The 25,453-nt window shown below is 46.2% G+C and carries 23 protein-coding genes, 1 rRNA gene and 1 other annotated feature; of the genes, 7 read left to right on the top strand and 17 right to left on the bottom strand.

The window, feature by feature from the left end; genetic code table 11:
• Both CES79_RS03190 and tyrS read right to left on the bottom strand, forming a co-directional pair.
• A 16S ribosomal RNA gene (locus tag CES79_RS03190) occupies positions 1 to 69 on the bottom strand; the annotation flags it as partial.
• Positions 70 to 581: 512 nt separating this feature from the next.
• Positions 582 to 1,838 carry a tyrosine--tRNA ligase gene (gene tyrS / locus CES79_RS03185; protein ID WP_089136276.1) on the bottom strand — a complete coding sequence of 419 codons (1,257 nt, stop codon included), beginning with the start codon at positions 1,836 to 1,838 and terminating at the stop codon, positions 582 to 584.
• Between the two features lie 48 nt (positions 1,839 to 1,886).
• Positions 1,887 to 2,093: a binding site (T-box leader), on the bottom strand.
• A gap of 97 nt (positions 2,094 to 2,190) precedes the next feature.
• On the opposite strand from tyrS, the gene CES79_RS03180 reads away from it, so the two are divergent.
• From CES79_RS03180 to CES79_RS03165, 4 genes are all read left to right on the top strand, one after another.
• Entirely contained in the window at positions 2,191 to 2,964 is a 774-nt protein-coding gene (locus CES79_RS03180) for a YdcF family protein (RefSeq protein ID WP_054656221.1), read from the top strand.
• A 135-nt stretch (positions 2,965 to 3,099) separates the two neighbouring features.
• A complete protein-coding gene (gnd, locus tag CES79_RS03175) occupies positions 3,100 to 3,999 on the top strand; it encodes a phosphogluconate dehydrogenase (NAD(+)-dependent, decarboxylating) (protein WP_054656219.1) in 900 nt (299 codons plus the stop codon).
• A gap of 111 nt (positions 4,000 to 4,110) precedes the next feature.
• Positions 4,111 to 7,191: a YfhO family protein gene (locus CES79_RS03170; protein ID WP_159459449.1), complete on the top strand. Its 3,081-nt coding sequence runs from the start codon at positions 4,111 to 4,113 to the stop codon at positions 7,189 to 7,191.
• 78 nt (positions 7,192 to 7,269) lie between these two features.
• Complete coding sequence (locus CES79_RS03165) at positions 7,270 to 7,935, top strand: histidine phosphatase family protein (RefSeq protein WP_054656212.1); 666 nt, start codon at positions 7,270 to 7,272, stop codon at positions 7,933 to 7,935.
• A gap of 56 nt (positions 7,936 to 7,991) precedes the next feature.
• Here CES79_RS03165 and CES79_RS03160 read toward each other — a convergent pair whose 3' ends face one another.
• From CES79_RS03160 to CES79_RS03120, 9 genes are all read right to left on the bottom strand, one after another.
• On the bottom strand, positions 7,992 to 8,222 hold the full coding sequence (locus tag CES79_RS03160; protein ID WP_089136274.1) for a hypothetical protein: 231 nt from the start codon (positions 8,220 to 8,222) through the stop codon (positions 7,992 to 7,994).
• A 5-nt stretch (positions 8,223 to 8,227) separates the two neighbouring features.
• The gene (locus CES79_RS03155; RefSeq protein WP_054656206.1) at positions 8,228 to 8,464 is read right to left on the bottom strand and encodes a hypothetical protein; all 237 of its coding nucleotides are present in this window, start codon (positions 8,462 to 8,464) and stop codon (positions 8,228 to 8,230) included.
• Positions 8,465 to 8,660: 196 nt separating this feature from the next.
• Positions 8,661 to 9,833 (bottom strand): MalY/PatB family protein, encoded by a 1,173-nt coding sequence (locus CES79_RS03150; RefSeq protein ID WP_089136273.1) that lies wholly within the window; start codon positions 9,831 to 9,833, stop codon positions 8,661 to 8,663.
• A 51-nt stretch (positions 9,834 to 9,884) separates the two neighbouring features.
• Positions 9,885 to 10,754, bottom strand: a complete 870-nt coding sequence (locus tag CES79_RS03145) for a PfkB family carbohydrate kinase (RefSeq protein ID WP_054656200.1) — start codon at positions 10,752 to 10,754, stop codon at positions 9,885 to 9,887.
• A gap of 4 nt (positions 10,755 to 10,758) precedes the next feature.
• Complete coding sequence (locus tag CES79_RS03140) at positions 10,759 to 11,265, bottom strand: ECF transporter S component (protein WP_054656198.1); 507 nt, start codon at positions 11,263 to 11,265, stop codon at positions 10,759 to 10,761.
• A 196-nt stretch (positions 11,266 to 11,461) separates the two neighbouring features.
• The gene (locus tag CES79_RS03135; RefSeq protein ID WP_054656196.1) at positions 11,462 to 12,928 is read right to left on the bottom strand and encodes a glycoside-pentoside-hexuronide (GPH):cation symporter; all 1,467 of its coding nucleotides are present in this window, start codon (positions 12,926 to 12,928) and stop codon (positions 11,462 to 11,464) included.
• 3 nt (positions 12,929 to 12,931) lie between these two features.
• Entirely contained in the window at positions 12,932 to 13,207 is a 276-nt protein-coding gene (locus CES79_RS03130) for a hypothetical protein (RefSeq protein WP_054656194.1), read from the bottom strand.
• A 400-nt stretch (positions 13,208 to 13,607) separates the two neighbouring features.
• Entirely contained in the window at positions 13,608 to 14,945 is a 1,338-nt protein-coding gene (locus CES79_RS03125) for an aspartate aminotransferase family protein (protein ID WP_089136272.1), read from the bottom strand.
• A 69-nt stretch (positions 14,946 to 15,014) separates the two neighbouring features.
• Entirely contained in the window at positions 15,015 to 16,457 is a 1,443-nt protein-coding gene (locus CES79_RS03120; RefSeq protein WP_054656192.1) for an APC family permease, read from the bottom strand.
• 228 nt (positions 16,458 to 16,685) lie between these two features.
• On the opposite strand from CES79_RS03120, the gene CES79_RS03115 reads away from it, so the two are divergent.
• Positions 16,686 to 17,132 (top strand): NUDIX hydrolase, encoded by a 447-nt coding sequence (locus tag CES79_RS03115; protein ID WP_089136271.1) that lies wholly within the window; start codon positions 16,686 to 16,688, stop codon positions 17,130 to 17,132.
• A 63-nt stretch (positions 17,133 to 17,195) separates the two neighbouring features.
• Positions 17,196 to 18,044, top strand: coding sequence for an aldo/keto reductase (locus CES79_RS03110; protein WP_054656190.1), 849 nt, complete (start codon positions 17,196 to 17,198; stop codon positions 18,042 to 18,044).
• Positions 18,045 to 18,126: 82 nt separating this feature from the next.
• On the opposite strand, the gene CES79_RS03105 is transcribed toward CES79_RS03110, so the two are convergent.
• Together CES79_RS03105 and fabI are read right to left on the bottom strand one after the other, a co-directional pair.
• On the bottom strand, positions 18,127 to 18,981 hold the full coding sequence (locus CES79_RS03105; protein WP_089136270.1) for an SPFH domain-containing protein: 855 nt from the start codon (positions 18,979 to 18,981) through the stop codon (positions 18,127 to 18,129).
• 756 nt (positions 18,982 to 19,737) lie between these two features.
• Entirely contained in the window at positions 19,738 to 20,496 is a 759-nt protein-coding gene (fabI, locus tag CES79_RS03100) for an enoyl-ACP reductase FabI (protein ID WP_089136269.1), read from the bottom strand.
• A 195-nt stretch (positions 20,497 to 20,691) separates the two neighbouring features.
• On the opposite strand from fabI, the gene CES79_RS03095 reads away from it, so the two are divergent.
• Positions 20,692 to 21,333: an SDR family oxidoreductase gene (locus CES79_RS03095; RefSeq protein WP_054656186.1), complete on the top strand. Its 642-nt coding sequence runs from the start codon at positions 20,692 to 20,694 to the stop codon at positions 21,331 to 21,333.
• 73 nt (positions 21,334 to 21,406) lie between these two features.
• Here CES79_RS03095 and CES79_RS03090 read toward each other — a convergent pair whose 3' ends face one another.
• From CES79_RS03090 to CES79_RS03075, 4 genes are all read right to left on the bottom strand, one after another.
• Positions 21,407 to 22,705, bottom strand: a complete 1,299-nt coding sequence (locus CES79_RS03090; RefSeq protein ID WP_054656184.1) for a pyrimidine-nucleoside phosphorylase — start codon at positions 22,703 to 22,705, stop codon at positions 21,407 to 21,409.
• Between the two features lie 122 nt (positions 22,706 to 22,827).
• The gene (gene deoD, locus CES79_RS03085; RefSeq protein ID WP_054656182.1) at positions 22,828 to 23,535 is read right to left on the bottom strand and encodes a purine-nucleoside phosphorylase; all 708 of its coding nucleotides are present in this window, start codon (positions 23,533 to 23,535) and stop codon (positions 22,828 to 22,830) included.
• 153 nt (positions 23,536 to 23,688) lie between these two features.
• Complete coding sequence (locus tag CES79_RS03080; protein ID WP_089136268.1) at positions 23,689 to 23,970, bottom strand: zinc ribbon domain-containing protein; 282 nt, start codon at positions 23,968 to 23,970, stop codon at positions 23,689 to 23,691.
• 282 nt (positions 23,971 to 24,252) lie between these two features.
• The gene (locus tag CES79_RS03075; RefSeq protein ID WP_054656178.1) at positions 24,253 to 25,443 is read right to left on the bottom strand and encodes a phosphopentomutase; all 1,191 of its coding nucleotides are present in this window, start codon (positions 25,441 to 25,443) and stop codon (positions 24,253 to 24,255) included.
• Between the last annotated feature and the right edge of the window lie 10 nt (positions 25,444 to 25,453).

The following is a 25,453-nucleotide window of genomic DNA, read 5'->3' as shown; positions in this document are numbered from 1 at the left end:
GCGTTCGACTTGCATGTATTAGGCACGCCGCCAGCGTTCGTCCTGAGCCAGGATCAAACTCTCATTTTATGATTGTTTGTGACTCATTAATATTACTAGCGAAATTGACTTCGCAAATTACATTTGATACCAGCCTAAACTGATATGCCCTGCACATTTGTGAAACAAAACTTTGTTCAGTTTTCAAAGGTCTACCAAGCAAATTCTTTTACGAATCAGCTATTTCATTGTAACTTATCGTCTCGGGAAAGTCAATAAAAACTTTCTACATCAACGTTTCCGTTTGGAACGTCTCTTACTGAGGCAACTTATTAACTATATCATCAGCGATTTAAAATGTCAACACATAACTTTTAAAATTTTGAATCGGTATATGTGTCTGCGTTTCCTCGCGACAACAAATAATATCATACCAACTATTCCCAGTTTGGTCAATTACTTTTTCAAATAAATTTAAAATAAATTGACCTGATCACTTAGCCCCGTCTTCTCAGCACACTTAAAATACTCATTACTTCATATTAAGTAATAAAAAACGGATCGATTCGCTTTCGCAAACCGATCCGCAATTAAACAACTCTCTATTTAACTCGTGCTAAGAAATAGCGCTTCTTACCGCGACGGACGATCACAAACTTACCATCGAAGTGAGTGCTTGGATCAATCTCAGCGTTAACATCCGTCACCTTTTCGCCGTTGATCCGAATGGCACCGTTATTAATGTCTTCCCGTGCTTGACGTCGAGATGATTCAATAGCAGTCACATCAACTAGCCATTCCACAATGTTGCGCTTCTCACCGGTTACTTCAACGGAAGGCATGTTCTTAAAGCCCTGTTCGATTTCGTTGGCTGACAAATCGGCCACGTCACCCGAGAACAACGCTTTAGAAATGTTTTCTGCTTCAGTAACGGCGTCTTTACCATGGACGAATTCAGTGACTTCTTCTGCCAAACGGCGCTGGGCTTCGCGCTTTTCAGGCTGCGTTTCCACTTTTTTAGCCAAATCAGCAATTTCATCTTGGCTCAAGAAGGTAAAGTACTTCAAGTATTTCACCACGTCACGGTCATCTTGGTTCAACCAAAACTGGTAGAATTCATAAGGTGTCGTCTTTTCTGGATCGAGCCAGACTGCACCACCCGCAGTTTTACCAAACTTAGTGCCATCCGCCTTCAGCATCAACGGAATGGTTAAGCCAAACGCCTTAGCATCCGCACCCTTGATCTTATGGATCAAGTCAATCCCGGCAGTAATGTTGCCCCATTGATCGGCGCCACCAACTTGCAGCTGCACATCTTCAGCCTGATATAGATGAAGAAAATCAACTGACTGCAGAATTTGGTAAGTAAATTCAGTAAATGAAATGCCGACTTCCAACCGGGAAGCAACCACTTCTTTAGACAGCATATTGTTCACGTTGAATAACTTACCGTAATCCCGTAAAAAGTCCAGCAACGACATTTTTGACAGCCAGTCATAGTTGTTCACGATCTTAAAGCTGCCGTCTTGGCCGAATAAATGTTCCATTTGGGCCGTAATGGCTGCTTCATTATGGTGAACTTGTTCCATTGATTGCAGAACTCGTTCTGACTTCTTGCCACTGGGATCACCAATTGATCCAGTACCGCCGCCGATGACGATATAAGGTCGGTGACCAGCTAACTGGAACCGTTTTAAGATCATAAAGGGAATCAAATGTCCGATATGCATCGAATCTCCGGTAGGATCTATTCCTACATATAACCCTACTGACTTATTTTTAACCAGATCAGTTAAACCTGCTTCATCCGTTTGCTGATTAATCGCGCCACGCCATTTAAGCTCATCTAAAATTGTCACAAAGAACCCTCCTTAAGATATCAAAAAAGTCCCCACTAGTCATAGACTAATAGGGACGAAATTAATTCCGCGTTACCACCCAAGTTACGTTATATTATGATAACGTCGCTCGACATGGATATCGGCATGACCCGCCAGCAATCTGCTGGGTCGCTCCACACTGTAATTCAGTCAGTTGGGACGCTTGACTTGCAGCAACCGTCAAGTTTCTTTATCGTTGCCCTTTGACCTACTTCGGTGATTCATAGCTGTCATTAATACTACAAACACTCCCCATAAAAGTCAAGCTACCATCCTGGTTTTAATCTATACTAGCCGCAAGGAGGTGATTACCCTGCTGATAATTCTACTGTTGATTACACTGCTTAATTTAGCTGCCGTTTGGCCACTGGTTACGGGACAGCCGGATCAGCGTCTTGTCTGGGCACCACTCATGGCTTTACTGATCGTTGCCGATATCCTCATCGACTTGCCGTTAAAACTCTGGCCAGGTCAACTAGTTGCCACGGCCGTCAGTACTGGTATGGCAGTTTGGTACGGTACAGCCACCCTGTATCTCTGGCTGACCTACTGGTACAAGCGCCACGCCAAACTCGCAGTGACACCAGACTACGTGATCGCGCTGGGCGCAAAAGTGACGTCCGCTGGCCCATCCAAAACCCTAGTTCGGCGTTTGCAGACCGCCATTTCCTTTTGTGCCGCACAACCTAAGCAGCCCAAACTCGTTTTGACTGGTGGTCAAGGCAGCGATGAGCCGCAAAGTGAAGCGCAAGTCATGGCCGTCTATCTCAAACACCACCGCATCCCTTCAAGTCAGCTCCTGTTAGAAGAAGCGGCGACTTCAACGGATACCAACTTTAAATTTTCCAAACGACTGATTGAACACGATTGGCAGCAGTCGCGACCACCCAAGATCTTGGTGATCACCAGTGACTATCACCTCGTTCGCAGTCAATTACTGGCCAAACGCCACCACTTAGCGGTGAGTCTATTAGGTTCTTGGACGATCCCCGTGGCATTGATTCCCGCCATGTTACGTGAACTGGCAGCCCTGCTGTTACAGTTAAAGTGGCCATTATTAATCATTTGGCTGATTGTGACCTGGTTGATTCAATACTTCATCTAATAAAGCTGTAAGTGAATTTTCACACATGAAAATAAAACTGAAATTTTTTTACATTTTCTCTTGCGCTAGTCCAAATAATCTTATATACTAATTCTGTTGTTAAATACCAGTTAAAACGAATAAGGAGCTTTTCTAATGAAATTAGGTTTAATCGGACTAGGCAAAATGGGGATTCATTTAGCCCAAAACATGATTCGTAACAATAATGAAGTTGTTGGTTTTGACTTAAACACTGACTTGGTTGAAGAAGCCGGCAAGTACGGCGCAGACAAGGCCACCACGCTGAAGGAAATGATCGCTCAATTACCATCTCCAAAGATCGTTTGGATCATGGTACCAGCTGGTAAGCCAACTGATGCTACTGTCGACGACTTAGCCGCTAACTTAAACAAGGGCGATATCGTGATTGATGGCGGTAACACCTTCTGGAAAGACTCACTTCGTCACAACCGTCTTTTAGGCGCCAAGGGCGTTCACTACTTTGACTGCGGTTCTTCAGGCGGCTGGAGCGGTGCCCTTAACGGTGGTAACTTCATGATCGGTGGCGACGAACCAGAAGTCTTCGAAACCATTCGTCCTTTATTTGAAGGTATTGCTCAAAAAGATGGTTACCTTTACACTGGTAAAGCCGGTTCAGGTCACTACTTGAAGATGGTCCACAACGGTATCGAATACGGTATGATGGAAGCCATCGGTGAAGGTTTTGAAGTCCTCCAAGCTTCTGACTTTGACTATGACAACGAAGCGGTTGCTAAAGTTTGGAACCACGGTTCAGTTGTTCGTAGCTGGTTAATGGAATTGGCTGAAGCAGCCTTTGAAAAAGATCCTAACTTGGACAAGATCAAGGGCCGTATGCACTCAAATGGTGAAGGTCAATGGACCGTTGAAGACGCCATGGATCACGGCGTTCCAACCCCCGTTATCTCTGCATCCGTTATGCAACGCTTCCGTTCAATGCAAGAAGACACCTTTAACGGTAAGGTCGTTTCTGCCTTACGTAACGGTTTTGGTGGCCACGCAATGGACAAGAACTAAATTTAAATTAAGCATTAAAAAGGGCTACGCATTCGCGTAGCCTTTTTATTTTCGCCACATCAGATTGAGTATGCGATAATGAGTTATTACGAAAACTGGAGTGCGCTTATTTTGAAACGAAAAACTAATCGGTTATCGGTGTGGCTCACCTACACCTTAACTTTTCTAATCATCGTAACAGCAACCTTTGGCGCGTTACACGCAACGGGTCATTCCATCATTTGGAATCTAGACGGTATTGCACAGCACTACCCCATTTTAACGGAATTCTACCGTATCCTTCATGGCACCGCCCACCAGTCACTGTTTGGCTGGTCATGGAATTTAGGTTTGGGAGCGGATCAAATGACCACCTTTGCCTACTACCTCGTAGGTGATCCATTTAGTTACTTAATTGCCTTGTTCCCGGCTAATCAGCTTGAGCTCGGCTACACTCTATTAACGATCTTCAGGTTATACGTTGTCGGGCTATCGTTTATCGCATTAGCTAACCACTTTCACTTTAAAAACGCCGGCAGCGTAATTGGGGCTTTGATCTACACCTTTAACGGGTTCACCTTTTACGTCAGCTACCACCACCCGTTCTTTTTACTGCCCATGATTTTCTTTCCATTACTATGCCTGACGATCGACCTGATCTTACAAGGCAGATCCTGGTGGTGGCTGGGAATCGTGACCGCTGCTATCTTGATCTGTAACGTTTATTTTGCTTACTTGATTGCCTTTGGCGCGCTGCTCTTTTTAATCATCCGGTACGCCGATTTAAAGTACAAACACGTTTCATTACCAAGATTATGGCCGTTATTGCTGCGACTAGCGGCTGCAATTCTGCTGGCGCTCTTGATTGCCAGCGTAATTTTATTACCTAACGTCATGGCAATGATGCACAGTTCGCGCATGGGCGGCTCAATTTTTGCCAACAATCTGCACTGGTATCCAGAAATCTACTATCGAACTCTGCCTGATAATTTACTGACGTCTAACGGCAACATCTACTACTGGGCACTGATTGCCACTAGCGGACTCACCTTGATCGCCATGGTCTGGACGTTGCGGCGCTTCAAACGCTATCTGGCACTCAATATCACCCTGATCTTAATTGCACTGGGACTACTGTTCCCTGCCGTAGCGGCAACGCTAAACGTCATGAGTACCCCTTCTAACCGATGGCTGATGATGGCTCAACTGGTCTTTGCCTTAACCGCCGCCACCTTGGTTGACCACCTCGATGCCTTCAGTACCCATGACTTTCTCTGGTTGACTGGCGTGATTGCCGGTTTGATTATCGTTATCTGGATTGCCAACGGCTACCTATTCAAATTCCGGCAGATCCAGTTGCTGACCTACTTGCTCTTTATGCTGTTTGTCTGGCTGTTCAGTCTATTGCTACTCAGACCACAACTGGCTCAGCCGCTAAAACTTGGTCTGTTAGGACTCGTCTTGTTAAACGCCATTACCATCGGTCTGAGTTTTTACGATACTAATTACAGCGGTGCGCCGGCAAACGAACTGCCGACAAAGGCTGCTGGTCAATGGTCCAAATGGTACTTTGATGGAGCTGATAACTACCTCCATAACCGGGATAACGGCTTCTATCGCACCTCGACGACCAATGACTACTACACGATGGCCACGGTAGGCAACAACATTCCAATGCTGCTAAATACGCACACTATCAGTTCCTACTATTCCGTTCAAAACGGCGCTGTGAACCGCTTCAATCAGCAGTTAGCTAACGTTCAAAACAGCATGAATAATCCAACTAGCGCCGTTGACACCCGTGGTTCAATGCTCTCCTTGCTTAACGTGAAGTACCTCTTTGCCCGCGAAGATGACCAGTTGAACCACCAGGCACTGCCATACGGCTTTACCCCGTTAAAAACTAAAGCTGGTCAACCCGCAATCATTGATGATCACCCGATCTATTCAGTGGGTAACGGCACCGGCACCGCGATCTTAAAGAACCGCTATGCGCTGCCACTAGCCTATACGCAAGCTGCTCAGATCACCCCGGCTGCCTTCCATCACCTATCGGCTCTGAAACGTCAAGAAGCCCTACTGGAGGGGGCTAGTGTTCAAAAGCCCGTTGCAGGCGTGCCAAAGGCTCATCTGAAAACGGCCACCAAACACGCTGCTTACAAGGTCCAACTGACCAGCGAACCGATCTTAAAGATTCCGGATCTGATCAACTATCGCCTGCAGCATAATACCCGGTATTCGCCGTCCGCATCACTTGGCCGTCGACCGTTATCACCTAAGCAGGCTGCTACCTACGCTGCCGCGACCGGATTAACGAAGCCTTCAACTGAAGTTCAAAAATTATTAGCTCAAAATCAGGCCATCGTCGATAACGATACAACGGCTAATCAGCACGGCCTGCACGATATGTCTAGTGACATCTTGGGGCAGCAACAGACTTACGCCCTCAAGTTAAAGCGGCCTGAGCAGTATCGAAAAACTGAACTTTACCTCGATCTATCCGGTATTTCAACGCGGTTTCCAGATACCGCAAAGCGTCTTAACTACTTTGCGACCCAGGCCAAAATGGCAGGTATGCCACTCTACCAAGGCGAACAGCAGAATAACTGGCGTACGATCCTTAACACGCCGCTCTTTAACGCTTATACCTTAAATATCAAAACCAGCCGTGGCAAGACAACTTATAACCAGCTAGGCATCAACAATCTATCCGACTATGAACCCAAGGATCACCTGCTGATCAACCTAGGCTATTCAAATAACCTCCGAAAGACCATTAACCTCTCGTTTACTGGCGCAGAAAGCCTGCATTTTAAACACGTTAAGATCATTGCCATGCCTTATGGCAGCCGTTATCGTCAGCAAACTACCCGCCTGCAGCACACTGGTCTGACCCATCAGCACGTCACCAATAATCACGTTCAGGGGACTACTGTTGGTAACCGTAAACGCATCCTCACCACCAGCATTCCTTACAGTAAGGGCTGGCACTTAAGCATTGACGGACAACCGCACAGCACCCAGATTGTCAACACCGGCTTCGTGGGCGCCACCATTCCCCGCGGTACGCATCGTATCAGGCTGACCTATCGCACCCCCGGACTCAAGGCTGGTCTCTGGCTCACCATTATCGGCCTTTTACTGGCTGGCGTAACCGGCTTGTGGTTAGTCATGAAAGCTCCCAAAAAGGGGAATTCAAAGCAGCGTCACTAACTCCTTTTGGAAAACGTCGGTCTAAATTGCTATAATGAATGTGAATAAAACTCACTTTTCATCCTAGGAGGGCTTACTGTGAAAACATTTACTGCGTACTTCGTTCGGCACGGTCAAACAATGCTGAACCATTATAATAAGATTCAGGGCTGGATCGATTCTCCATTAACTGATAAGGGAATCGCCGATGCCAAACGTGCCGGTGAACAGTTAAAAAAAATTAACTTCAGCGCCGCGTACAGCAGTGATTCAGGACGGGCAATTGAAACGGCTTCCTATATCTTGAAAGCCAATCAGGAAAACATCAACATTATCAGCTATCAATACCCCGAGTTTCGTGAACAGTGCCACGGCTACTTTGAAGGCAACGATGCCAATCAAATGTGGCAATTCGTTGGTGAACAGGTTCAGCTAACTTCCGAATCGGCCGTACTGGGTAAATACGGTTTGGAAAAAGCCCGTGACCTGATTCATAAAGCCGACCTCTATGGTGAAGCAGAGAGCAACGCAATGTTCTGGAAGCGCCTCGACCGCGGTTTCAATAAACTCCGCGCCAATACCAACGACGGTGACCAAGTCTTCGTTGTTTCTCACGGAATGACGATTCGCTCAATCGTTGACCGCTACGCTCCCAAACTCGACGTTGGCGTCCCCACCATTAACGGCAGCATTACCAAATTAACCATTACCGATGACGATATTAAAGTTGATTTCTTCAATAAAACTGACTTTGTCGCTAAATAAGCACTAAAAAAGCTGCTGACTAGTTTTCAAACTGGTCAGCAGCTTTTTGTGATCTCTTATGCCTCCGCTACCTTAAGCTCTGGTGCTGCATTGGCCTGAACTTCAATTTTGGTTTTCGCAACAATGACCCGCCCCATCAATTCGGCCAACTTGAACCGGTCGTTAGGATGATGCTCTAAAACGGTCACCATGACCGTGCGTTCATAGATATGTTCAACGCGACCAACAAACGGGCATGTGAGGTTACCGTTGGGCTGACAGGTTACAATATCGTTTATTTTAATCATGATGATCATCCTTTCCGTTGTTGGCATGAAATAATGGGCATTGCCTTCGCATCGTTTGCTTCAACGACCATTTTATATTGATTCTGTTCAACTACTCGGCGATCATGAAAATGAAAGTTCATCACTTCAACGACTAGCCGATTTCCAAACACCCGGTGTACCCGACCAATGAATGACTTGCGCATCTGCGCGTGCTGACATCGAACTAATCGTCCAGCGCCAATTTCTGACATTTCACCCATTCACGCCGCCTCCTTTTCTTATGTGTATAAGTTATCAAATCAATAAGAAAGAGTTGCGAATTAAATATGAACTTTTTTAGAAACCGTTTTACAGTTATGTGACAAACTCAAGCCAAACAAAAAAATTGCCTAATTAACGGCCGCTAACAACCGAAAATCAGACAATCATCCTATTACGTTTAATTTATAATTTAAATTATTTTTTTCTAACTGCTGTATCAAAAGCCTTTAATCGTTGCAAGGCATCCTTTAAAACGTCACGATCCACCGCGAAGTTTAACCGCATAAAGCCACTGCCGGTCTGACCGTAGTCAATACCTCGGTTAAGACAAATGTGACCCAGGCTGCGTAACTTTTCATCCAATTCATCATCGGATAGATCATAAGCCATAAAATCAAGCCACATCAAGTAAGTTCCTTCAGGATACATCGGCCGGATCATTGGGATGTTTTCACGCAGATATTCATAGGCCAAATTGCGGTTCTCTTCTAGGTAGGCATTCACTTCAGTCAGCCACTGCGCGCCTTGTTCATAAGCTGTCTGGGTAGCCACTACGCCTAACGTGTTGACTTCTTCAATCGCTTCAGCCGCCGCAGCGTGCTTTAAGGTTGCCAGCAGCGCCGGATTTTTAACCGCCAAGAAGGCGCATTTCACCCCGGCCAAATTAAACGCTTTGGTCGCTGATTTCATCAACACCGTTTGACTAGCCGCTTCACTGCCCATTAGATCAGACAGCATTGAAACCGGCAAATTATCCGAAAAGGCCACGTCATCATGGATTTCATCGGCCAACACCAGCACATGGTGCGCGTTGGCAATATCTTGGAGCCGCTGTAACTCCGTGGTGGTCCAGACACAGCCGCCCGGATTATGCGGATTGCAGACGATGATGGCTTTGTTTTGACTGTCTGCCATGACTGCATCCAGCCGGTTAAAGTCAATGACGTACTGCCCTTCTCGCTGAACCAGCGGAAATTCAACAAATTGCCGCTGGTTATCAACCACTAACTGGCGGTATGGCGGGTAATAGGGCGACATCACAATAATACCGTCATTTTTTTGCGTTAAATTACGGATCACAAACGACAGTCCCACCGCAATACTTGGCACAATGATCAGCTGGTCGCGTTTCAGACTAACGTCATGGTGCGTTTTTTGCCAGCGAATAATGGCGTTATAAAACCCGGTGCTAGGTGTCGTATAGCCCAGCACTTTTTTGTTCAAGACCCGCTGCATCGCTTCTCTAATGAACTGCGGCGTGGCAATATCCATATCGGCAATCGTCATTGGCAATAGCTGGTCATCGTCTTTGGTAACGGCCCATTTATCACTGTTATCATGACGTCGATCAACGTTCGTATCGATCATGCTCAGTCCCTCTTCCCTAATAAGTATTAATTTATCCTCAGTCTGAACTAATCAGCAAGACGAATCAAGATTTGTAACCACTTTTTGGATCAGCCAGGTCAATAACTGACTGAGCTGCATGCCAAAGCGGCGTTGATAGCCCGCCTCTGACGTTTGGTCCAAGGCAATCGTATCACCCTTCACCGCGATAGCTACCGCAGTCTCAAAACTCACCCGCCGCATCAGCACAGCACTCAGTAATGCAGCAAAGACATCGCCGCTGCCGTAAAAATGACCAGACCGTCGTTGAGCAGAAACTGTCTGCTGTGTCTGGCCAGTTTGATAAGCCGTTAAAATGGCGTCATTGCCGGGAATTCCAGTGATCACGACACGGGTGTGGTCACCGCAGAGTGTTGTTAACGCTGATAGCAGTGCTGAAACAGCTGTTTGATCAGGCCGTTCAGCCGTCATTTTCGTCCCCGTCAATAAGTGGGCTTCGGTCCAGTTGGGGGTAATCACATCCGCATGGGTGACCAGTTGCTGCATGGCCATCACATAAGTAGCAGTAAGCCCCGGATAAAGCGCCCCGTCATCACCCATCACGGGATCAACAATCAATGGATGCACTTGCTGGGACACCACTAATTTTACTAACTGCTGTAAGAGCTCAACTTGACCAACGTAACCGATCAAGCCACCAGCAAGCTGAATGCGTTCTTGCTGCCAGTGAGTAATCGTGGCCGTTAACCAGGTCGGTGAAAACTGTTTGGCTGGTGTGCCAAAGCCTTCCGTTTGAGTGGACAGAACCTGGGTTGGCAGCACCGCGGTTGGCACCCCCAAGGCTGCTAAGATCGGTATGGCAACGCCCAGAGACATCGTCCCAATTGCGGAAAGGTCTTCGGCAACTAAAAATGGCTGGTTATGTAGACTTTGTTCAACCATTGTTTTACCCGATCAACCGGGGTAACCGACTTTCCAATGGTACGGAAACCACGTAGGCCACAATTCCACCGATGATACCTTGAAGAAAGTTGGTTGGAACACCGATCAAGCCGACTTTAAAACCATAAAGCAGCGTATCAGTTGCCCAGTAGCCCGCGACCATCACGATGGTCCCAACGATCATGGCAATAATTTTGGCCGATTTCTTCTTGTTGCTGCCGATCCAGCCGGCAATAAAACCTTCCAGGCCATGAACGATAAATGAGAAGAACATGTATTGCGTGAACCCTGAAATTAAGTCAAGCAGCAGGCCACTGAACGCACCAACCACTGCACCTTGAGTTCGACCGAGTAGGAGCGCCGCAATAAAGATCCCTGCATCACACAGGTTAATGTTCCCATGGGTCATTGGAATGGGAATTAAGAAGAACCTTGAAATCACCACGGTTACCGCAATCAGCATTGCGAGATAAACCACTTCTCGGGTTGAAATATGTCGTTTACTTTCCATTCTGCTTCGCTCTCTTTTCTTAACAAATTTTAATCTACCTATCACATTACAACACGCATGTCCGTAAAATACAAGGTCACGGTTCTAGGTTACTCGTTTAGTCTCATAAGTAAAAGCGAACATTTGTCCGTTTTTGGGCAAAAAAAACCGTAACGCCACTATCTCTGTAGTGACCATTACGGTTTTTAATCAACGTTTATTGAGCGTCAGGTGCTTCTTTAGCATCTTTTTCGGTTTTTTCAGCCTTTAACTTAGTTTCAAGTTCTTTAACGATTTGTTCATGTCGAGCTTCACTCAACTTAACCTTGGTGTAGTAGACAATAGCGGCAACCGCAACCAAAATCATTGGTCCATAGAACATGTACATCTTAAAGTTGCTCAATTGAGCTGCACTGATGCTGCTAGGAGCAGCGTTACCAGTCATACCAGAGTGAACGGCAGCGATACCAACAACACCGTTAGCAACCGCACCAGCCAGCTTATCGATCAAAGGTCGAATAGACAATGTAACGGATTCGTTCCGGGTACCATTCTTCCACTGACCATATTCAACACTATCAGTAATGGTCATCAATGCGGCCAAGAAGATCATTGGGTATGGGAAGAAGAAGACGGCAACTGAAACCAAGACCCCGAGTAGACTGTTTCCTGCAAACAAGAACAGGACATAGCCAATCAGCATCATGCAAATACCACCAACGTAAATGGCCTTACGATGAACTTTCGCAACAATCACTGGGAAGAGTGAAACGGAAATAACACCTAAGACAGCCATGATCCAGCCAGCAAAGGTAAATTTGTTTGACTGACCCAATACGTAAGTGAAGTAGTATGCCAACAGTGAGTTAGTAACAACATAACCTAAAGCGAATAGGAAGTATGAAGCTGCCAACCACATCAATTGATCGTTCTTACCTAAGGCTTTGAAAATGCCAATCACACCAGTACGTTTAGTGTTTTGACGAATTAAACTGGTATTTTCATGTGTTCCCAAAGCCGTGCATAAAGCACCACCAAATGAGAATATCGCGATAACAATGGCAAATCCAATCCAACCAGCTTGGGTCTTCGTCTGACCACTTGTTCCAGAAAATACGTGTGAGAAGAACACGATCACTGGGAAGATCATGATTGGAACCGCTTGGGCACCAATCGTTGAACCTAAACGACCAGTCGTACCGAAGTTGTTACGAACCTTTTCATCAACACTCAAAGCAGGGAGCATTGACCAAAGTGCAATATCTTTAAACGAGTAGAAAATATCCATGATGACATAACAAATACCAAAGAAAACAACGTAAAGCATTGGATTTGAATTAGTTAAGCCACCAAAATCCGTAAAGATAAGGACTAAGAAGATTGCACTGACACCAGCACCAACCAGTAACCATGGCTTAAATTTACCATATTTGGTTTGCGTGTTATCGATAATACCACCAATAATTGGGTCAAACACAATTTCAACCAACCGAATGATCATCATCATCGTAGTGATAATCAAAATCATATGTGATTTGACACCCTTTGCAGCGCCATTGAACAATTCACTGGTAATAAACAACATTAAATAAGTACTTAGAGTAGCATAGAACGCATCATGTCCAAACGCACCTAATGCGTATGATGTATACTGCTTAGCATGACTTTCTTTCTTTGCTTCCATTTATTATTCGCCGCTTCCCGAACCTTCATAACGATGCTCAATAATCTTAGAAAGAATCTTGTTACGCTTCTCTGACTTATCTACGTCAAAGCGAGTTTCTTCAAGGTCGTTAAAATCTTGTGCCAATAACATTGACTCCAAGTAAAGCGTTAGTTGACGTTTGATATAGATCTTATCTTCTTCGTCATCGCGCTTCGGATTACCACCAAGAACTGCTTCAGCGAACGTCTCTGGATTGAGCGTAATCTTATCGCTGTTTCTATTATTCTTACTAGCCATTATTCATGCCTCCTTACTTTTTAGACTGCACGGCGGAAATAAACAACCAAATAATAATTTAGGATGTATTTCAAATTCAAAATCGTCGTTTATTCCAGCAGTACGACCATTAAATTTTGCTACCCTTCCCTGATAGCTCACGAACATTCTAGCACATCTTAGTCGACTTTGTAAACGCTTACTTAAATTTCAATAAAACTTTACTCAATTTTTAGTCAACTTTCTGGTAAACTCGATTTGGATAGGAACACTGCAGTTTCCCGCAACCGTAAACATTTTATAGACCGCTATGAAAGCAATTCACCAAGATTATGAAAATCCTGAAAATAACACAAAAAGCGCTGGATGACTGATGCTTACCCAACGCTTTTAAATTTAAATAATTTGTGTGTCCGATGCCCTACCAGCCAATTTCATCAGCGTTATCAGGCAATGAAAGCTTGCCCGCTGAAAGTTCGCTGAAGGCTTGATCCAAAATATCAAAGGCTGATTGCAGCTGTTCATCAGTAATGACCAGTGGTGGCTGGAATCTGAGCACGTTAGTCTTCAAACTAATGATGATGGCCCCTAGTTCAAACACCCGGTAAATGATCTTAGTGGTGGCGTCAGCGTCCGGTTCACCAGTCACTGGATCAACGATATCGATCCCACCATCGAGGCCGTACATCCGGACATCACCAATAAACTTAAACTTCTTTTTCTCAGCAGCAAAAAAGTCAGCCGCCTTTTTACCCAGACGCGTACTGCGTTCTAGTAAATGTTCATCTTCGATCACATCGATGGTTGCCATGGCCGCGGCAGCCGTCACTGGGTTACCCGCTGTCGTGTAGACGTTAGCGGGTGCTCCCAGTGAATTCATAATGTCTTGACGGCCGATCACGGCACTTAATGGCAGCCCAGAAGCCAGTGATTTCCCAACTGACATCAGATCGGGTTCCAGACCGAAGTGTTCGATCGACCACCACTTACCCGTCCGACCCATACCTTGGTTCACTTCATCAACCGCAAACAAAATGCCGTTTGCTTTGGCAAAATCATAGACCTTGTGCATGTAGGCGTCGGGAGTTTTAACAATCCCACCGTCACCTTGAATCGGTTCGATCAAGATCACAGCCACTTCTTCAGCCGGCAGATACGTTTCAAATGGCAGCTTAAAGGCCGCAAACATCCGGTCCACAAAGTCCGCTTCAGATTCACCTTTCAGTCGCTTCCACGGATCTGGGAACGGTACTTTCACAACGTCTGGAAGCAATGGACCGATCTTACGGCTCATATTCAGACTGACCGATGACACACTGATCGAGCCATAGGTTGACCCATGATAGGCACCGGTAAAGCTCACGATGTAGGGCCGGCCGGTGTAAGCCCGCGCGAATTTAATGATCGCATCGTTGGCGTCTGAGCCTGAGTTTCCCCAGCCCAGTGCAGTTGGTCCGCTGATTGGCGCTAAAGCAGTCAACCGTGGTGCTAATTTAGCCGCGTTATCGTTCGCAAAATAAGCCGGCGTATACTGCAGCAATTTAGCCGCTTGGTCCTGGACCGCTTTAACCACGTGGGGATGTGAGTGCCCCGTGTTGGTAGCGGAGGCACTGGCCAATAAATCGATGTAAGTCTTACCGTCCGCATCCGTAACCGTGGCACCCTTGCCGGATTCGATCACAATATTAAAGTATTTAACCCGCGCAGCCTTCGAAAAGGCCGGCGCTTCATTTGCTAAAAGTCGTTCGTTTTCACTCATTTTGAGTCCTCCATCATCATGTCCTTAAACAAAAGCCCCAAAACATCGCGCTTTGGGGTCTTCTTTAAACTATTTTTGAGTTTTATCTTGCTTTTTATTCAATGAAGAATGTCTGGCACCATACAGCAGGTAAACCAGCAAACCAAAGATAAACCAAATTAAAGCATAGATCTTAGCGTCCTTATCAAGTCCCCAGAACACGCCTAAGGCACCTAAGAAGGCGATAAATGGCAATACTGGGTAAAATGGCATCTTAAATGAAGGGTCTGGAATATCCTTACCTTCACGGGGCCGTAATTTATAGATCCCCAAAGACACAAACATAAAGGCAATCAGCGTCCCTGCAGAAATCAATTGTGACAGGAAGGCAAATGGGAACAACGAGCCGATGACCACACCAACAATGGTGATGGTTGACAGCGCATGGTTCGGCAACTGCTTGTCGTTTAACTTGCCCAGCCACTTTGGCAGCAAGCCATCACGACCGAATGAATAAACCAGCCGTGAACCAGCCAGCATCATCCCAATCAAGGCGGTAAACATCCCTACAACGGCAATCGCTTGAACGACCGTTGCCACTAATGTATGACCACTTTGACGAAGTGCCCAGCCAACGGGTTCAGCGTTATTCGCATAGTCACTGTAATGGAACATCCCAACCAGTACCAGCGAAACAGCCACGAACAAAACAACCGCGATGACCAGTGAACCTAAGATCCCACGTGGCATCGTCTTTTGCGGATCCTTGGCTTCAGCAGAGTTAGCAGCCACGGAATCAAACCCAATGTAAGACAGGAAAATCATTGATACACCTGCGTAGATTCCTTGCCAGCCACCAAACTGGTTTCCGTTGACCACTTTGTGTGCCGGAATGAAAGGGACGTAGTTTTTCATATGAAGTGCCGTCGCACCAACCACGATGAATAACAGAATAGCTAAAACTTTTAGCACTACTAAAGTGTCTTGAACTCGCGCAGCCGTTGATGCCCCGCGTGACAGCAGGAAGGCTACCAGTAAGACAACCACAACGGAAGTAATATCAATAATCCCACCATTGGTGCCCAGTGGATTAGCTAAAGCCTTCGGAAAAGTGATCCCCAAAGGTTCAATTAACCCACGGAAGTTGGCGGAAAGTCCGGACCCAACGAAGGCCACGGCAATAAAGTACTCGGCTAATAGCGCCCAGCCGGCGATCCAGCCAAACCCTTCACCGAACACCACGTTGATCCAGGAATAAGCTGAACCGGCGAATGGCATTGCGGCGGCCATTTCAGCATATGCGAAGGCCACTAACCCAGCCACGATCGCTGCGGCTAAGAATGAAAGAGCAACGGCTGGACCAGCATGCTGCGCAGCAACAACTCCAGGCAACGTAAAAATAGAAGTTGAAACAATGGTACCAACCCCTAATGCCAAAATATCCTTAACGCCGAGCACCCGAGCCAAATGTGAATCTTTGTCTTGGTAGACGGCCGGATCTTCCTGACGTAAGAATGTACTCTTAAAACTCATATAATTCCTCCTGTAGCGGTATTGAGCCGCTTATGTATTTGAAACTTAAAACTAGTCCTCAAGTGAACATTAGAATTAAATGAGTATATTTTAACAATTATTTTAATAATGTGCAAGGCTTTCTCAGGGGATAATTAGTCACGAACCCCGTTAAAGCGCTTTAATTTCCAGTTCATATCACGCATAATGAACTTAACAGGAAACTTATTATTTAAATGAGGTGATGCTATGGGTTACATCCTTAATTTAAGAAAAAAAGTGGGTCACGAACCGTTAATTTCGACCGGTGCTGCGGGACTTGTCTATAATGCCAATGCGCAATTACTGTTCGTTTATCGCAGTGACACTCATTTATGGGGACTGCCATCCGGTTCCAAGGAAATTGGCGAGTCGTTAACTGAGACCGCCCACCGCGAAATTTTGGAAGAAACTGGCGTTCACGCGGTCAATTTTAAATTTAAAACGCTACTCAGCGGGCCTTCAATGCAGTTCAGTTACCCCAACGGTGATCAAATCGACGCGGTCATTGCCGTTTATCAAGCCTTTACCCAGGATACTCAGCTGACCCCTCAAGTTGGCGAAACCGAAAAAGTCGCCTTCTTTGACCTGGATCAGCTGCCGACTAAGCTAACCGACTTTTCCCACCAAATTCTGGAAGCCGCGGAGTTGGTATAATCCTGCTTAAAATTCTACAATAGACTATGAATATATGCTTTATAACTACAAGGAGATGTTGTTATGCAAACAGTCACCATTGCGGGCAGTCAAGTCCCAGCAATTGGCATGGGTACTTGGCACATGGGCGATGACCCGTTGCTGCAGGCCCAAGAAATTGAAGCGATTCACGCTGGTTTAGCCACTGGTGCCAAGGTCATTGACACCGCAGAAATGTACGGCTCTGGTCGATCTGAAACACTGGTGGGTAAAGCGATTAAGGGTGTTCCGCGCGACCAGCTCTACTTAATTTCAAAAGTCCTCCCTACTAACGCGTCAAAAGCCCGCATGGAACGCAGTTTAGATGCCAGTTTGAAACGGCTGGGCGTCGATGACGTTGACCTTTATCTCTATCACTGGCGCGGTCAAACCCCACTGTCAGAAACCGTCGCTGAATTACAGCGCCTAACGGAGGCTGGCAAGACTAAGGCGTGGGGAATTTCCAACTTCGATGTCAGTGACCTAGAAGAACTCTGGCAGCTCCCCGATGGTCCCAAAGCAGCCGCTAATGAAGACCTATTCAACTTAGGCAGCCGTGGCGTGGAATATAGTCTGCTGGGTTGGCAAGCCGATCATCAGTTACCCTTTATCGCCTATAGTCCAGTCGGCGCTCCTGACCAGCTGAACACCCATTTAGGGCGTAATCCAAACGTGCTTAAAGTTGCTAAACGCCACAACGTTTCCGCTTATCAGGTCTTGTTGGCCTGGGACGTTTCTCACCCGCAACTGCTGGCGATCCCGCAAAGCAGCAACGCTGACCACGTGAAAGAAAACGTGCTGGCCGGCAACCTGCAGCTCACCGCAGATGATAAGCAACTGTTAGATGAAGCCTATCCCGCACCAACTGAAAAATTACCGCTAGACGTTCTTTAATCCTAAAAATCAAGCACCTAAGTCAGCTCTCCTTAACGGAAAATTGACTCAGGTGCTTTATTTTATAACTTAATTCAAGTCATTATTTCGTATCGTTCGTACTGATCACGGGTTGGGTACCCCGCTCAGAAATGATCGTAACCATCACGTTATTGATCAATTGCAGTTTACGGTCATCAGTCAGCTTTAAATCAGTATCCTTTTCCAGCTTAGCGATGGCGTCTTCCGTAATGGATACCGCCCCGTCAACAATGATCTTCCGAGCTGAAAGAATTGCTGAAGACTGTTGCCGCTGCAGCATTGCGCTGGCAATCTCTGTCGCGTAAGCCAAGTGAGTCAGCCGCGTTTCCATCACTTGTACACCGGCAATTTGCAGCCGGGACTGCAGTTCTGCAGTTAACTTATTAGAAACTTCCGTGGGGTTGCTGCGCAAAGTCAGCGTCTCCGAATCATTAAAGGCATCGTAGGGGAATTCAGAAGCCACGTGTCGAATGGCAGATTCACTTTGAATTTCAACAAATTGTTCATAATCGTCAACATCGAATAAGGCTTTGCTGGTGTCAACAACTTTGAAGACGATGACCGCCGCAATCTCAACGGGGTTCCCGCGAGAATCGTTAACTTTCAGTAATTTACTATTAAAGTTACGCACCCGTAGAGAAACGCCTTGCTTGCTAGTTAGCGGGACAGTCATATACAGTCCGGAAGTCCGAATGGTCCCAATGTAGCGACCAAAGAAAGTGAGTGCTTTGGCTTCGTTGGGCGCAATAATGGTCAACGAACTGCCACCAATTAAGGCAATTAAAATCAGTATGATACCTGAAACAATGCCAAAAGTGGTCTGCAGTAAAAGCAGCCAAGCGCCACCCAGTACTAATAAAATGGCAATAATGAGTCCGAGATACCCGTTAACGTGAAAAACATTTTTTTCAGTCATGAGATAAATCTCCTCCAATCTACTGACTCCATTATACGGCAATAAGATGGGTTTTAAAAAAGATGACGATTTGAAGTCGAAACTCTTTGCTTTTATTAAATTATGATTATACTTTTCTAATAGAGTTAACGTATTGAGTACTGCTCCCCCTACCCTGAAAAAATGCGCAGTTGCTCCCGCTTAATACGCCAACTCTCTACTCAAATGCGTTTGAGTAGTAACTAGTCTGGCGGAATCTCTCCATTTCGCTGGATTTTTTTAGGTGCGAAAGTCAGCGTTTAGATAGTGGAGTAGAAGCCCCGTTAACCGAATTTCCCGAACTTGGAAATTGGGTTAACGGGGCTTCTATGCAACTATCTGCTGACTTGAGCACGTTTCAGCTACAGAAAAGTATCGCGCAGTAAACTATTCCACTCTAAAATAACCAACCACTATCCAGAACTTGGAAATTGGGTTGCTGGGGCTTCTATGCAACTATCTGCTGACTTGAGCACGTTTCAGCTACAGAAAAGTAATGCGCAGTAAACTATCCCACTCTAAAATAACCAACCACTATCCCGAATTTTCCGAACTTGGAAATTGGGTTAACGGGGCTTCTATGCAACTATCTGCTGACTTGAGCACGTTTCGGCTACAGAAAAGTAATGCGCAGTAAACGACTCCACTCTAAAATAACCAACCACTATCCAGAACTTGAAAATTGGGTTGCATGGCCTTCTTACTGGCTACAGAAAAGCAACGCACAAATAGTAATAACTAAATCAAATGCGTCCCCTTATCCACATAGATCGTATCCCCAACGATGCCGGTGCTCAGATCACTCATCAAAAAGGCCGCGGTATTACCGACCTCTTGAATCGTGACCCCAACGCCGTTAACTGCCCGCTCGTTGGAAAGGTCGATCAGTTTACTGTAATCCTTAACGCCAGTCACCGCGAGGGTCTTCACGGCCCCAGCAGAAATGGCGTTGACCCGAATATCTTGGCTGGCGAGATCACGGGCCAGATAGCGGACTGAAGCCTCCAATCCCGCTTTAGCAATCCCCATCACATTGTAATTAGGGATTGCCCGTTCTGACCCCATATAAGTCAGTGTCACGATCGAACCACCATCGTTCATGATCTGGCGGCCGTACTTCGCCACCGCAATTAACGAATAGACGCTAATGCTTTGCGCCTTGTTAAAGCTGGCTAAACTAGCATCCGTCGTCTCACCCTGCAGATCTTCCGGATCAGCGTACGCAATGGCGTGAACGATGCCATCAATGGAACCAACTTGCGCATGAATCGTCTCAAAGGCCGTTTTTACGTTTTCAGGATCACCAACGTCACATTCGACTTTAGTAACATCCGCGTCAACAAACCGGTTCAAACTTTTGAGCATCCGCGCATTTTGATACGTTAAAATAATCTCTGCGCCCTGTTCTGCCAAGGCCTGAAAACAGCCATAAGCTAGACTACGCTTATTAGCGACACCCATGATCACAATCTTTTTACCCGTTAAAATGCCACTCATGATAAACCCTCTTTTGTTTAAATTTCAAAAATAAGTCAGGCCATTAACTATCTTGATTATAACCATCATTTTACATTACTCGGCCACCTAAAAACAAGTCGCGGACAATCGCCCCCTGTTTGTCCGTTCAATTTTATTAATCACCGCTTATAATTGAATTTGAAATCAAGGTCATACAGATAGGAGCGATTTAAGATGACAAAGGTATTAATTTTAGGTGCACACGGTAAGATTGCTAGATTAGCAGAGAACCAGCTCTTGACCAAAACGGATCACCAGCTGACCCTGTTCTTGCGTCACGCTAACCGTTTGGACGTGTCGGATGCTGCTCGTGAAACCGTCGTTGAAGGTGACGCGACTGACCAAGCCAGCTTGGAAAAAGCCATGCAGGGTCAAGATATCGTTTACGCTAACCTGGGCAACCATGACATTGAAAAACAGGCTAAAACCGTAGTGGCTGCCATGAAGGCTAGTGGCGTCAAGCGCTTGATCTGGATCTCAACTTTGGGGATCTACGACGAAGTTCCCGGCAAATACGGTCAGTGGAACCATCAGATGTTAGACGGCGGTTATCTGGAAACCTATTCAGCAGCCGCTAAAGTCATTGAAGCTTCTGGCTTAGACTACACGTTAGTCCGGCCCGCCTGGTTGTCGAACAAGGACATTGTCAGCTACGAAACGACGCAAAAGGGTGAACCTTTCAAAGGAACTGAAGTTTCGCGCAAGTCAATTGCCGATTTCGTAGTTTCTTTGATCAATGATCCAACCAAAGAAATTGGTCACTCCGTTGGTGTTGATCAACCGGGTACCGATGGTGATAAGCCGTCATTTTACTAAATTTAAATTGAATTAAAACAGGGACCTCAAACGGTGTGCTACCCGTTTGAGGTCCCTGTTTGTATCTATTAGTCTATTTTACAATCTCATGAATCAGCGTGATCGGTTCTGCCGAATCGGCAATCTCAATGTTGTCGTATAGCAGTGTCTTCACGTTGTCAATGTCCTCACGGTTGGCATAGATCGTCAGTAACGGTTCACCCTTTTGAACGGGGTCACCGACTTTCTTATGCAGTTCGATGCCTACCGCGTAATCCAGCTGATCATCCTTAGTCTGTCGGCCACCGCCCAGCAGCATGCTGGCAATGCCAATTTCATCGGCCGTCATTTTAGCAACGACACCGCTAGTTTTCGCCGGTAAATCAACCTTGTACTTCGCTTGCGGCATAATCGTGGGATCATCAACCACCTTGCCGTCGCCACCCTGAGCAACCACCATCTGGCGGAAGCTTTCCAGCGCCTTCCCGTTGGCAACAACCGTCTCAAGCATTTCACGCGCTTCTGCTAACGTCTGCGCTTTCTTAGCCAAAACCACCATCTGACTGCCCAGTGTTAAGACCAAATCAGTAATATCTGCTGGTCCGTTACCCTTTAAGATATCGATGGTTTCTTGAATCTCTAGCGCGTTACCAATCATCCGGCCCAGTGGCTGATTCATGTCAGAGATCAACGCCATGCAATCCATCCCGGCATTTTGACCGATGGAAACTAAGGCTTTAGCGAGGTCGCGGGCCTGATTTTCCGTTTTCATGAAGGCCCCGGAACCGGTTTTTACATCCAGCACCAACGCATCCGTGCCGGAAGCAATCTTTTTACTCATGATAGAGCCGGCAATCAGCGGAATTGAATCCACCGTATCGGTCACGTCTCTTAAAGCGTAAATCTTCTTATCAGCTGGCGCAATGTTACCCGTAGCGCCCACGATGGCCAGATGAATGTCTTTTACTTGCTGTTTGAACTGGTCTTCAGATAATTCAACTTTGAATCCCGGAATGGCTTCCAATTTATCCAAAGTGCCGCCAGTATGGCCGAGGCCGCGACCGGAGATCATCGGAATCGGAATTCCTAAAGCTGCAATCATGGGTGCCAGTGGCAGGCTGGTCTTATCGCCCACCCCACCAGTAGAATGTTTGTCGACTTTGATTCCTGGAATATCGGATAGATCCAGCTGATCCCCCGATCTTAACATCTGCATCGCCAGTTCCGCCTGTTCACCATCGGCCATCCCGTTAAAATAGATGGCCATGAGCAGCGCGCTGGTCTGGTAATCCGGAATACTGCCATCTACCACACCATCCACGAAGAATTTAATTTCTGCATTAGTCAGTTCGCCGCCATTACGTTTATGATCGATCACATCTACCATTCTCATCATATTACCTCCTGACGTTGTTGGTTTCATCGGTTTTAAATAAAAAGGGGGGGCAGTTAGAATAGCAGGGAAATACCCGTTATTTTAACTGCTGCCCCCAAATTGTTATCGTTTAATCGCAGTTAGAGTTTAATTGCCGTTTCCAGCGCTACCGTCATCATTTCACTAAATGAACTTTGACGATCCTCAGCTGATAAGGCTTCACCGGTCGTTAGATTATCGCTCACCGTATTGATCGACAGTGCCTGAACCCCATACTTGGCTGCCAGCATATACAAAGCCGCCGTTTCCATTTCGGTTCCCAACACGCCATAGTCGATCAGCTGCTGATAATCGATTTCATCATTATAGAACCGGTCAGCACTAAAGATATTGCCGACTTTGACGGATACACCCGCTTCTTTAGCTGATTCATAGGCTTTCAACAGCATATCGAAGTCAGCGGTCGGTGCGTAGATCACACCAGCTTTAAACGTGTTTTGGATAATTGCTGAATCGGTGCTGGCTGATTCGGCAATCAGAATGTCGCGAATCTTAACGGCCTCACCGAACCCGCCAATACTGCCGATCCGCATGAGATGCTTAACCCCGAAAAATTTAATCAGTTCGTTCGTGTAGATTGAAATCGATGGGATCCCCATACCAGTCCCCTGAACGGAAACTTTATGTCCCTTGTAGGTCCCGGTATAGCCAAAGGCATTACGAACCGAATTATACTGAACCACGTCATCTAAAAAATTATCCGCGACGTATTTTGCGCGTAAGGGATCGCCTGGCAGTAAAACCGTCTCGGCAATGTCGCCCATTTTAGCACCAATATGTGTACTCATACGCATTCCCTGCTACTGATAACTTATAAAAAGTTAACGATTATTCTTGCTTCATCCTATCCCGTCTCGCATAATACTCGCTACTGCAGTTGATATGATAGTCCACAAGCGTTAATTCCCGGCTAGCCACCGGTACATACTTTACTGCCTATTTTAGTAGGCTAAGGCAAAGTTTTTAGTATCCCTGATATTCAGGGCAGCATTTAAATCACGGTCATTGGTATAGTTGCAATTAGGGCAGTGATAGGTACGTTCACTCAACTTTAAACTCACTTTCTTAGTTCCGCAGTTATGACAGAGCTTGAAAATCGGTTCAAAGCGACCGGTGAGATGTACTGGAATTCCTAATTGCTGACATTTGGCAATTAGTTTCACTCTGAAGTTATAGCATCCTTGTTGAGCGATAGCTTTAGCTAAATGCCGATTTTTCATCATCCCGCTAACATTCAAATCTTCTAAAGCGACCCCTGTGGCTTGGTTCTCACCACACTGGTAATCAGCTTATTTTGATAATCAATTTGAGTGTTAGTTAACCGTTGATAGAGCCGTTGCACTTTCAGCTGAGTTTTGGCTAGATTTAAATCAGTAGCAGATCTGCCTTCTTTCTGTTTTCTAGCTTTCAGTGCACGATACTGGCGTGATAATTCTCTTTGCAGTCATCGGAGCCGTTTCCTAATTCGCTTCAAGCGACTATTTTTGTTCTGATTACTATAGGTCCTATTTCAATGTCTGTAAGAATGAGGTTCCCGTTGGGTTACCGCTGACGTTGAAATTATCTAAAACCGTGGCGCCAAAATCAGCGTAGGTGCGGCGAATTCCCAGTGAACCGCTCTGTTTAAGACCTGGTGAATAGGCCAGCAGTGGCACGTATTCACGGGTATGGTCAGTGCCCTTATAGGTTGGGTCATTCCCGTGATCGGCAGTGATCATCACAAGGTCACCATCCTGCAGTGTGGCTAATAAATCGCCCAGCTGTTTATCAAAGGCCATTAACGCCTGACCATAACCTTCAGGATTACGCCGGTGGCCGTACATGGCGTCAAAATCAACCAAGTTGGTAAAACTAAACCCGGTAAAGTCTTTTTCAGCGTTCGCTAAGGTCTGGTCCATCCCATCAGCATTACTCGTAGTATGCACGCCCTTAGTGATCCCTTGACCGGAGAAAATATCGTTGATCTTACCCACTGCTAAAACGTCTAACCCGGCGTTCTTTAGCCGGTCAAGATCCGTTTCGCCAGTTGGTGCTAACGTAAAGTCATGCCGATCTGACGTCCGGGTAAAGTGATCCTTATCCGGGCCAACGTATGGTCGCGCAATGATTCGGCCAATTCGATAAGGTTTATCGATGGTAATTGAACGAGCATACTCACAGATCTTATAAAGTTCCTTCAGTGGAATCACGTCCGTGTGGGCCGCAATCTGCAGCACTGAATCCCCAGACGTATAGACGATCAGATCGCCCGTTTCCAGCTGATGTTCACCGTAATCGTGAATCACATCGGTCCCTGAATAGGGTTTGTTGACGATCACGTGCCGGCCACTGAAGTCCTCAATTTGTTTGATCAGTTCAGCGGGGAAGCCCTGCGGAAAGAAGCCCAGTGGTTCAGTTACTGGCAGACCCATCATTTCCCAATGGCCGTCCATACTATCCTTACCAACTGACACTTCATGCATTTTGCCAAAGTAGCCAATTGGTTCTTCAGCTACCGCAACGCCCTCGATCGGATTATCCGGGCGAATGTTTGATAAGCCCATTTTAGCTAGATTAGGCAGGTTCAGCTGACCCTTGTAAAACTCACCGATGTGGCCTAACGTATCCGCACCCACATCATCAAATTTATTCGCATCGCTGGCTTCACCGATTCCCACGGAGTCAATGACGATTCCAAATATTCGTTTAAAAGTCATACCCGTACCT

This window comes from Secundilactobacillus silagei JCM 19001 (assembly GCF_002217945.1).
In the GTDB taxonomy this organism is placed as follows: Bacteria; Bacillota; Bacilli; order Lactobacillales; family Lactobacillaceae; genus Secundilactobacillus; species Secundilactobacillus silagei.
This window is presented reverse-complemented; position numbering and strand designations above follow the sequence as displayed.

Bases quoted from the DNA above. Each gene is read 5' to 3' on its own strand.
- gnd (WP_054656219.1), top strand. From the start codon at position 3,100: ATGAAATTAGGTTTAATCGGACTAGGCAAAATGGGGATTCATTTAGCC.
- CES79_RS03160 (WP_089136274.1), bottom strand. From the start codon at position 8,222: ATGATTAAAATAAACGATATTGTAACCTGTCAGCCCAACGGTAACCTC.
- CES79_RS03155 (WP_054656206.1), bottom strand. From the start codon at position 8,464: ATGGGTGAAATGTCAGAAATTGGCGCTGGACGATTAGTTCGATGTCAG.
- CES79_RS03150 (WP_089136273.1), bottom strand. From the start codon at position 9,833: ATGATCGATACGAACGTTGATCGACGTCATGATAACAGTGATAAATGG.
- CES79_RS03145 (WP_054656200.1), bottom strand. From the start codon at position 10,754: ATGGTTGAACAAAGTCTACATAACCAGCCATTTTTAGTTGCCGAAGAC.
- CES79_RS03140 (WP_054656198.1), bottom strand. From the start codon at position 11,265: ATGGAAAGTAAACGACATATTTCAACCCGAGAAGTGGTTTATCTCGCA.
- CES79_RS03135 (WP_054656196.1), bottom strand. From the start codon at position 12,928: ATGGAAGCAAAGAAAGAAAGTCATGCTAAGCAGTATACATCATACGCA.
- CES79_RS03130 (WP_054656194.1), bottom strand. From the start codon at position 13,207: ATGGCTAGTAAGAATAATAGAAACAGCGATAAGATTACGCTCAATCCA.
- CES79_RS03125 (WP_089136272.1), bottom strand. From the start codon at position 14,945: ATGAGTGAAAACGAACGACTTTTAGCAAATGAAGCGCCGGCCTTTTCG.
- CES79_RS03120 (WP_054656192.1), bottom strand. From the start codon at position 16,457: ATGAGTTTTAAGAGTACATTCTTACGTCAGGAAGATCCGGCCGTCTAC.
- CES79_RS03115 (WP_089136271.1), top strand. From the start codon at position 16,686: ATGGGTTACATCCTTAATTTAAGAAAAAAAGTGGGTCACGAACCGTTA.
- CES79_RS03110 (WP_054656190.1), top strand. From the start codon at position 17,196: ATGCAAACAGTCACCATTGCGGGCAGTCAAGTCCCAGCAATTGGCATG.
- CES79_RS03105 (WP_089136270.1), bottom strand. From the start codon at position 18,981: ATGACTGAAAAAAATGTTTTTCACGTTAACGGGTATCTCGGACTCATT.
- fabI (WP_089136269.1), bottom strand. From the start codon at position 20,496: ATGAGTGGCATTTTAACGGGTAAAAAGATTGTGATCATGGGTGTCGCT.
- CES79_RS03095 (WP_054656186.1), top strand. From the start codon at position 20,692: ATGACAAAGGTATTAATTTTAGGTGCACACGGTAAGATTGCTAGATTA.
- CES79_RS03090 (WP_054656184.1), bottom strand. From the start codon at position 22,705: ATGAGAATGGTAGATGTGATCGATCATAAACGTAATGGCGGCGAACTG.
- deoD (WP_054656182.1), bottom strand. From the start codon at position 23,535: ATGAGTACACATATTGGTGCTAAAATGGGCGACATTGCCGAGACGGTT.
- CES79_RS03080 (WP_089136268.1), bottom strand. From the start codon at position 23,970: ATGATGAAAAATCGGCATTTAGCTAAAGCTATCGCTCAACAAGGATGC.
- CES79_RS03075 (WP_054656178.1), bottom strand. From the start codon at position 25,443: ATGACTTTTAAACGAATATTTGGAATCGTCATTGACTCCGTGGGAATC.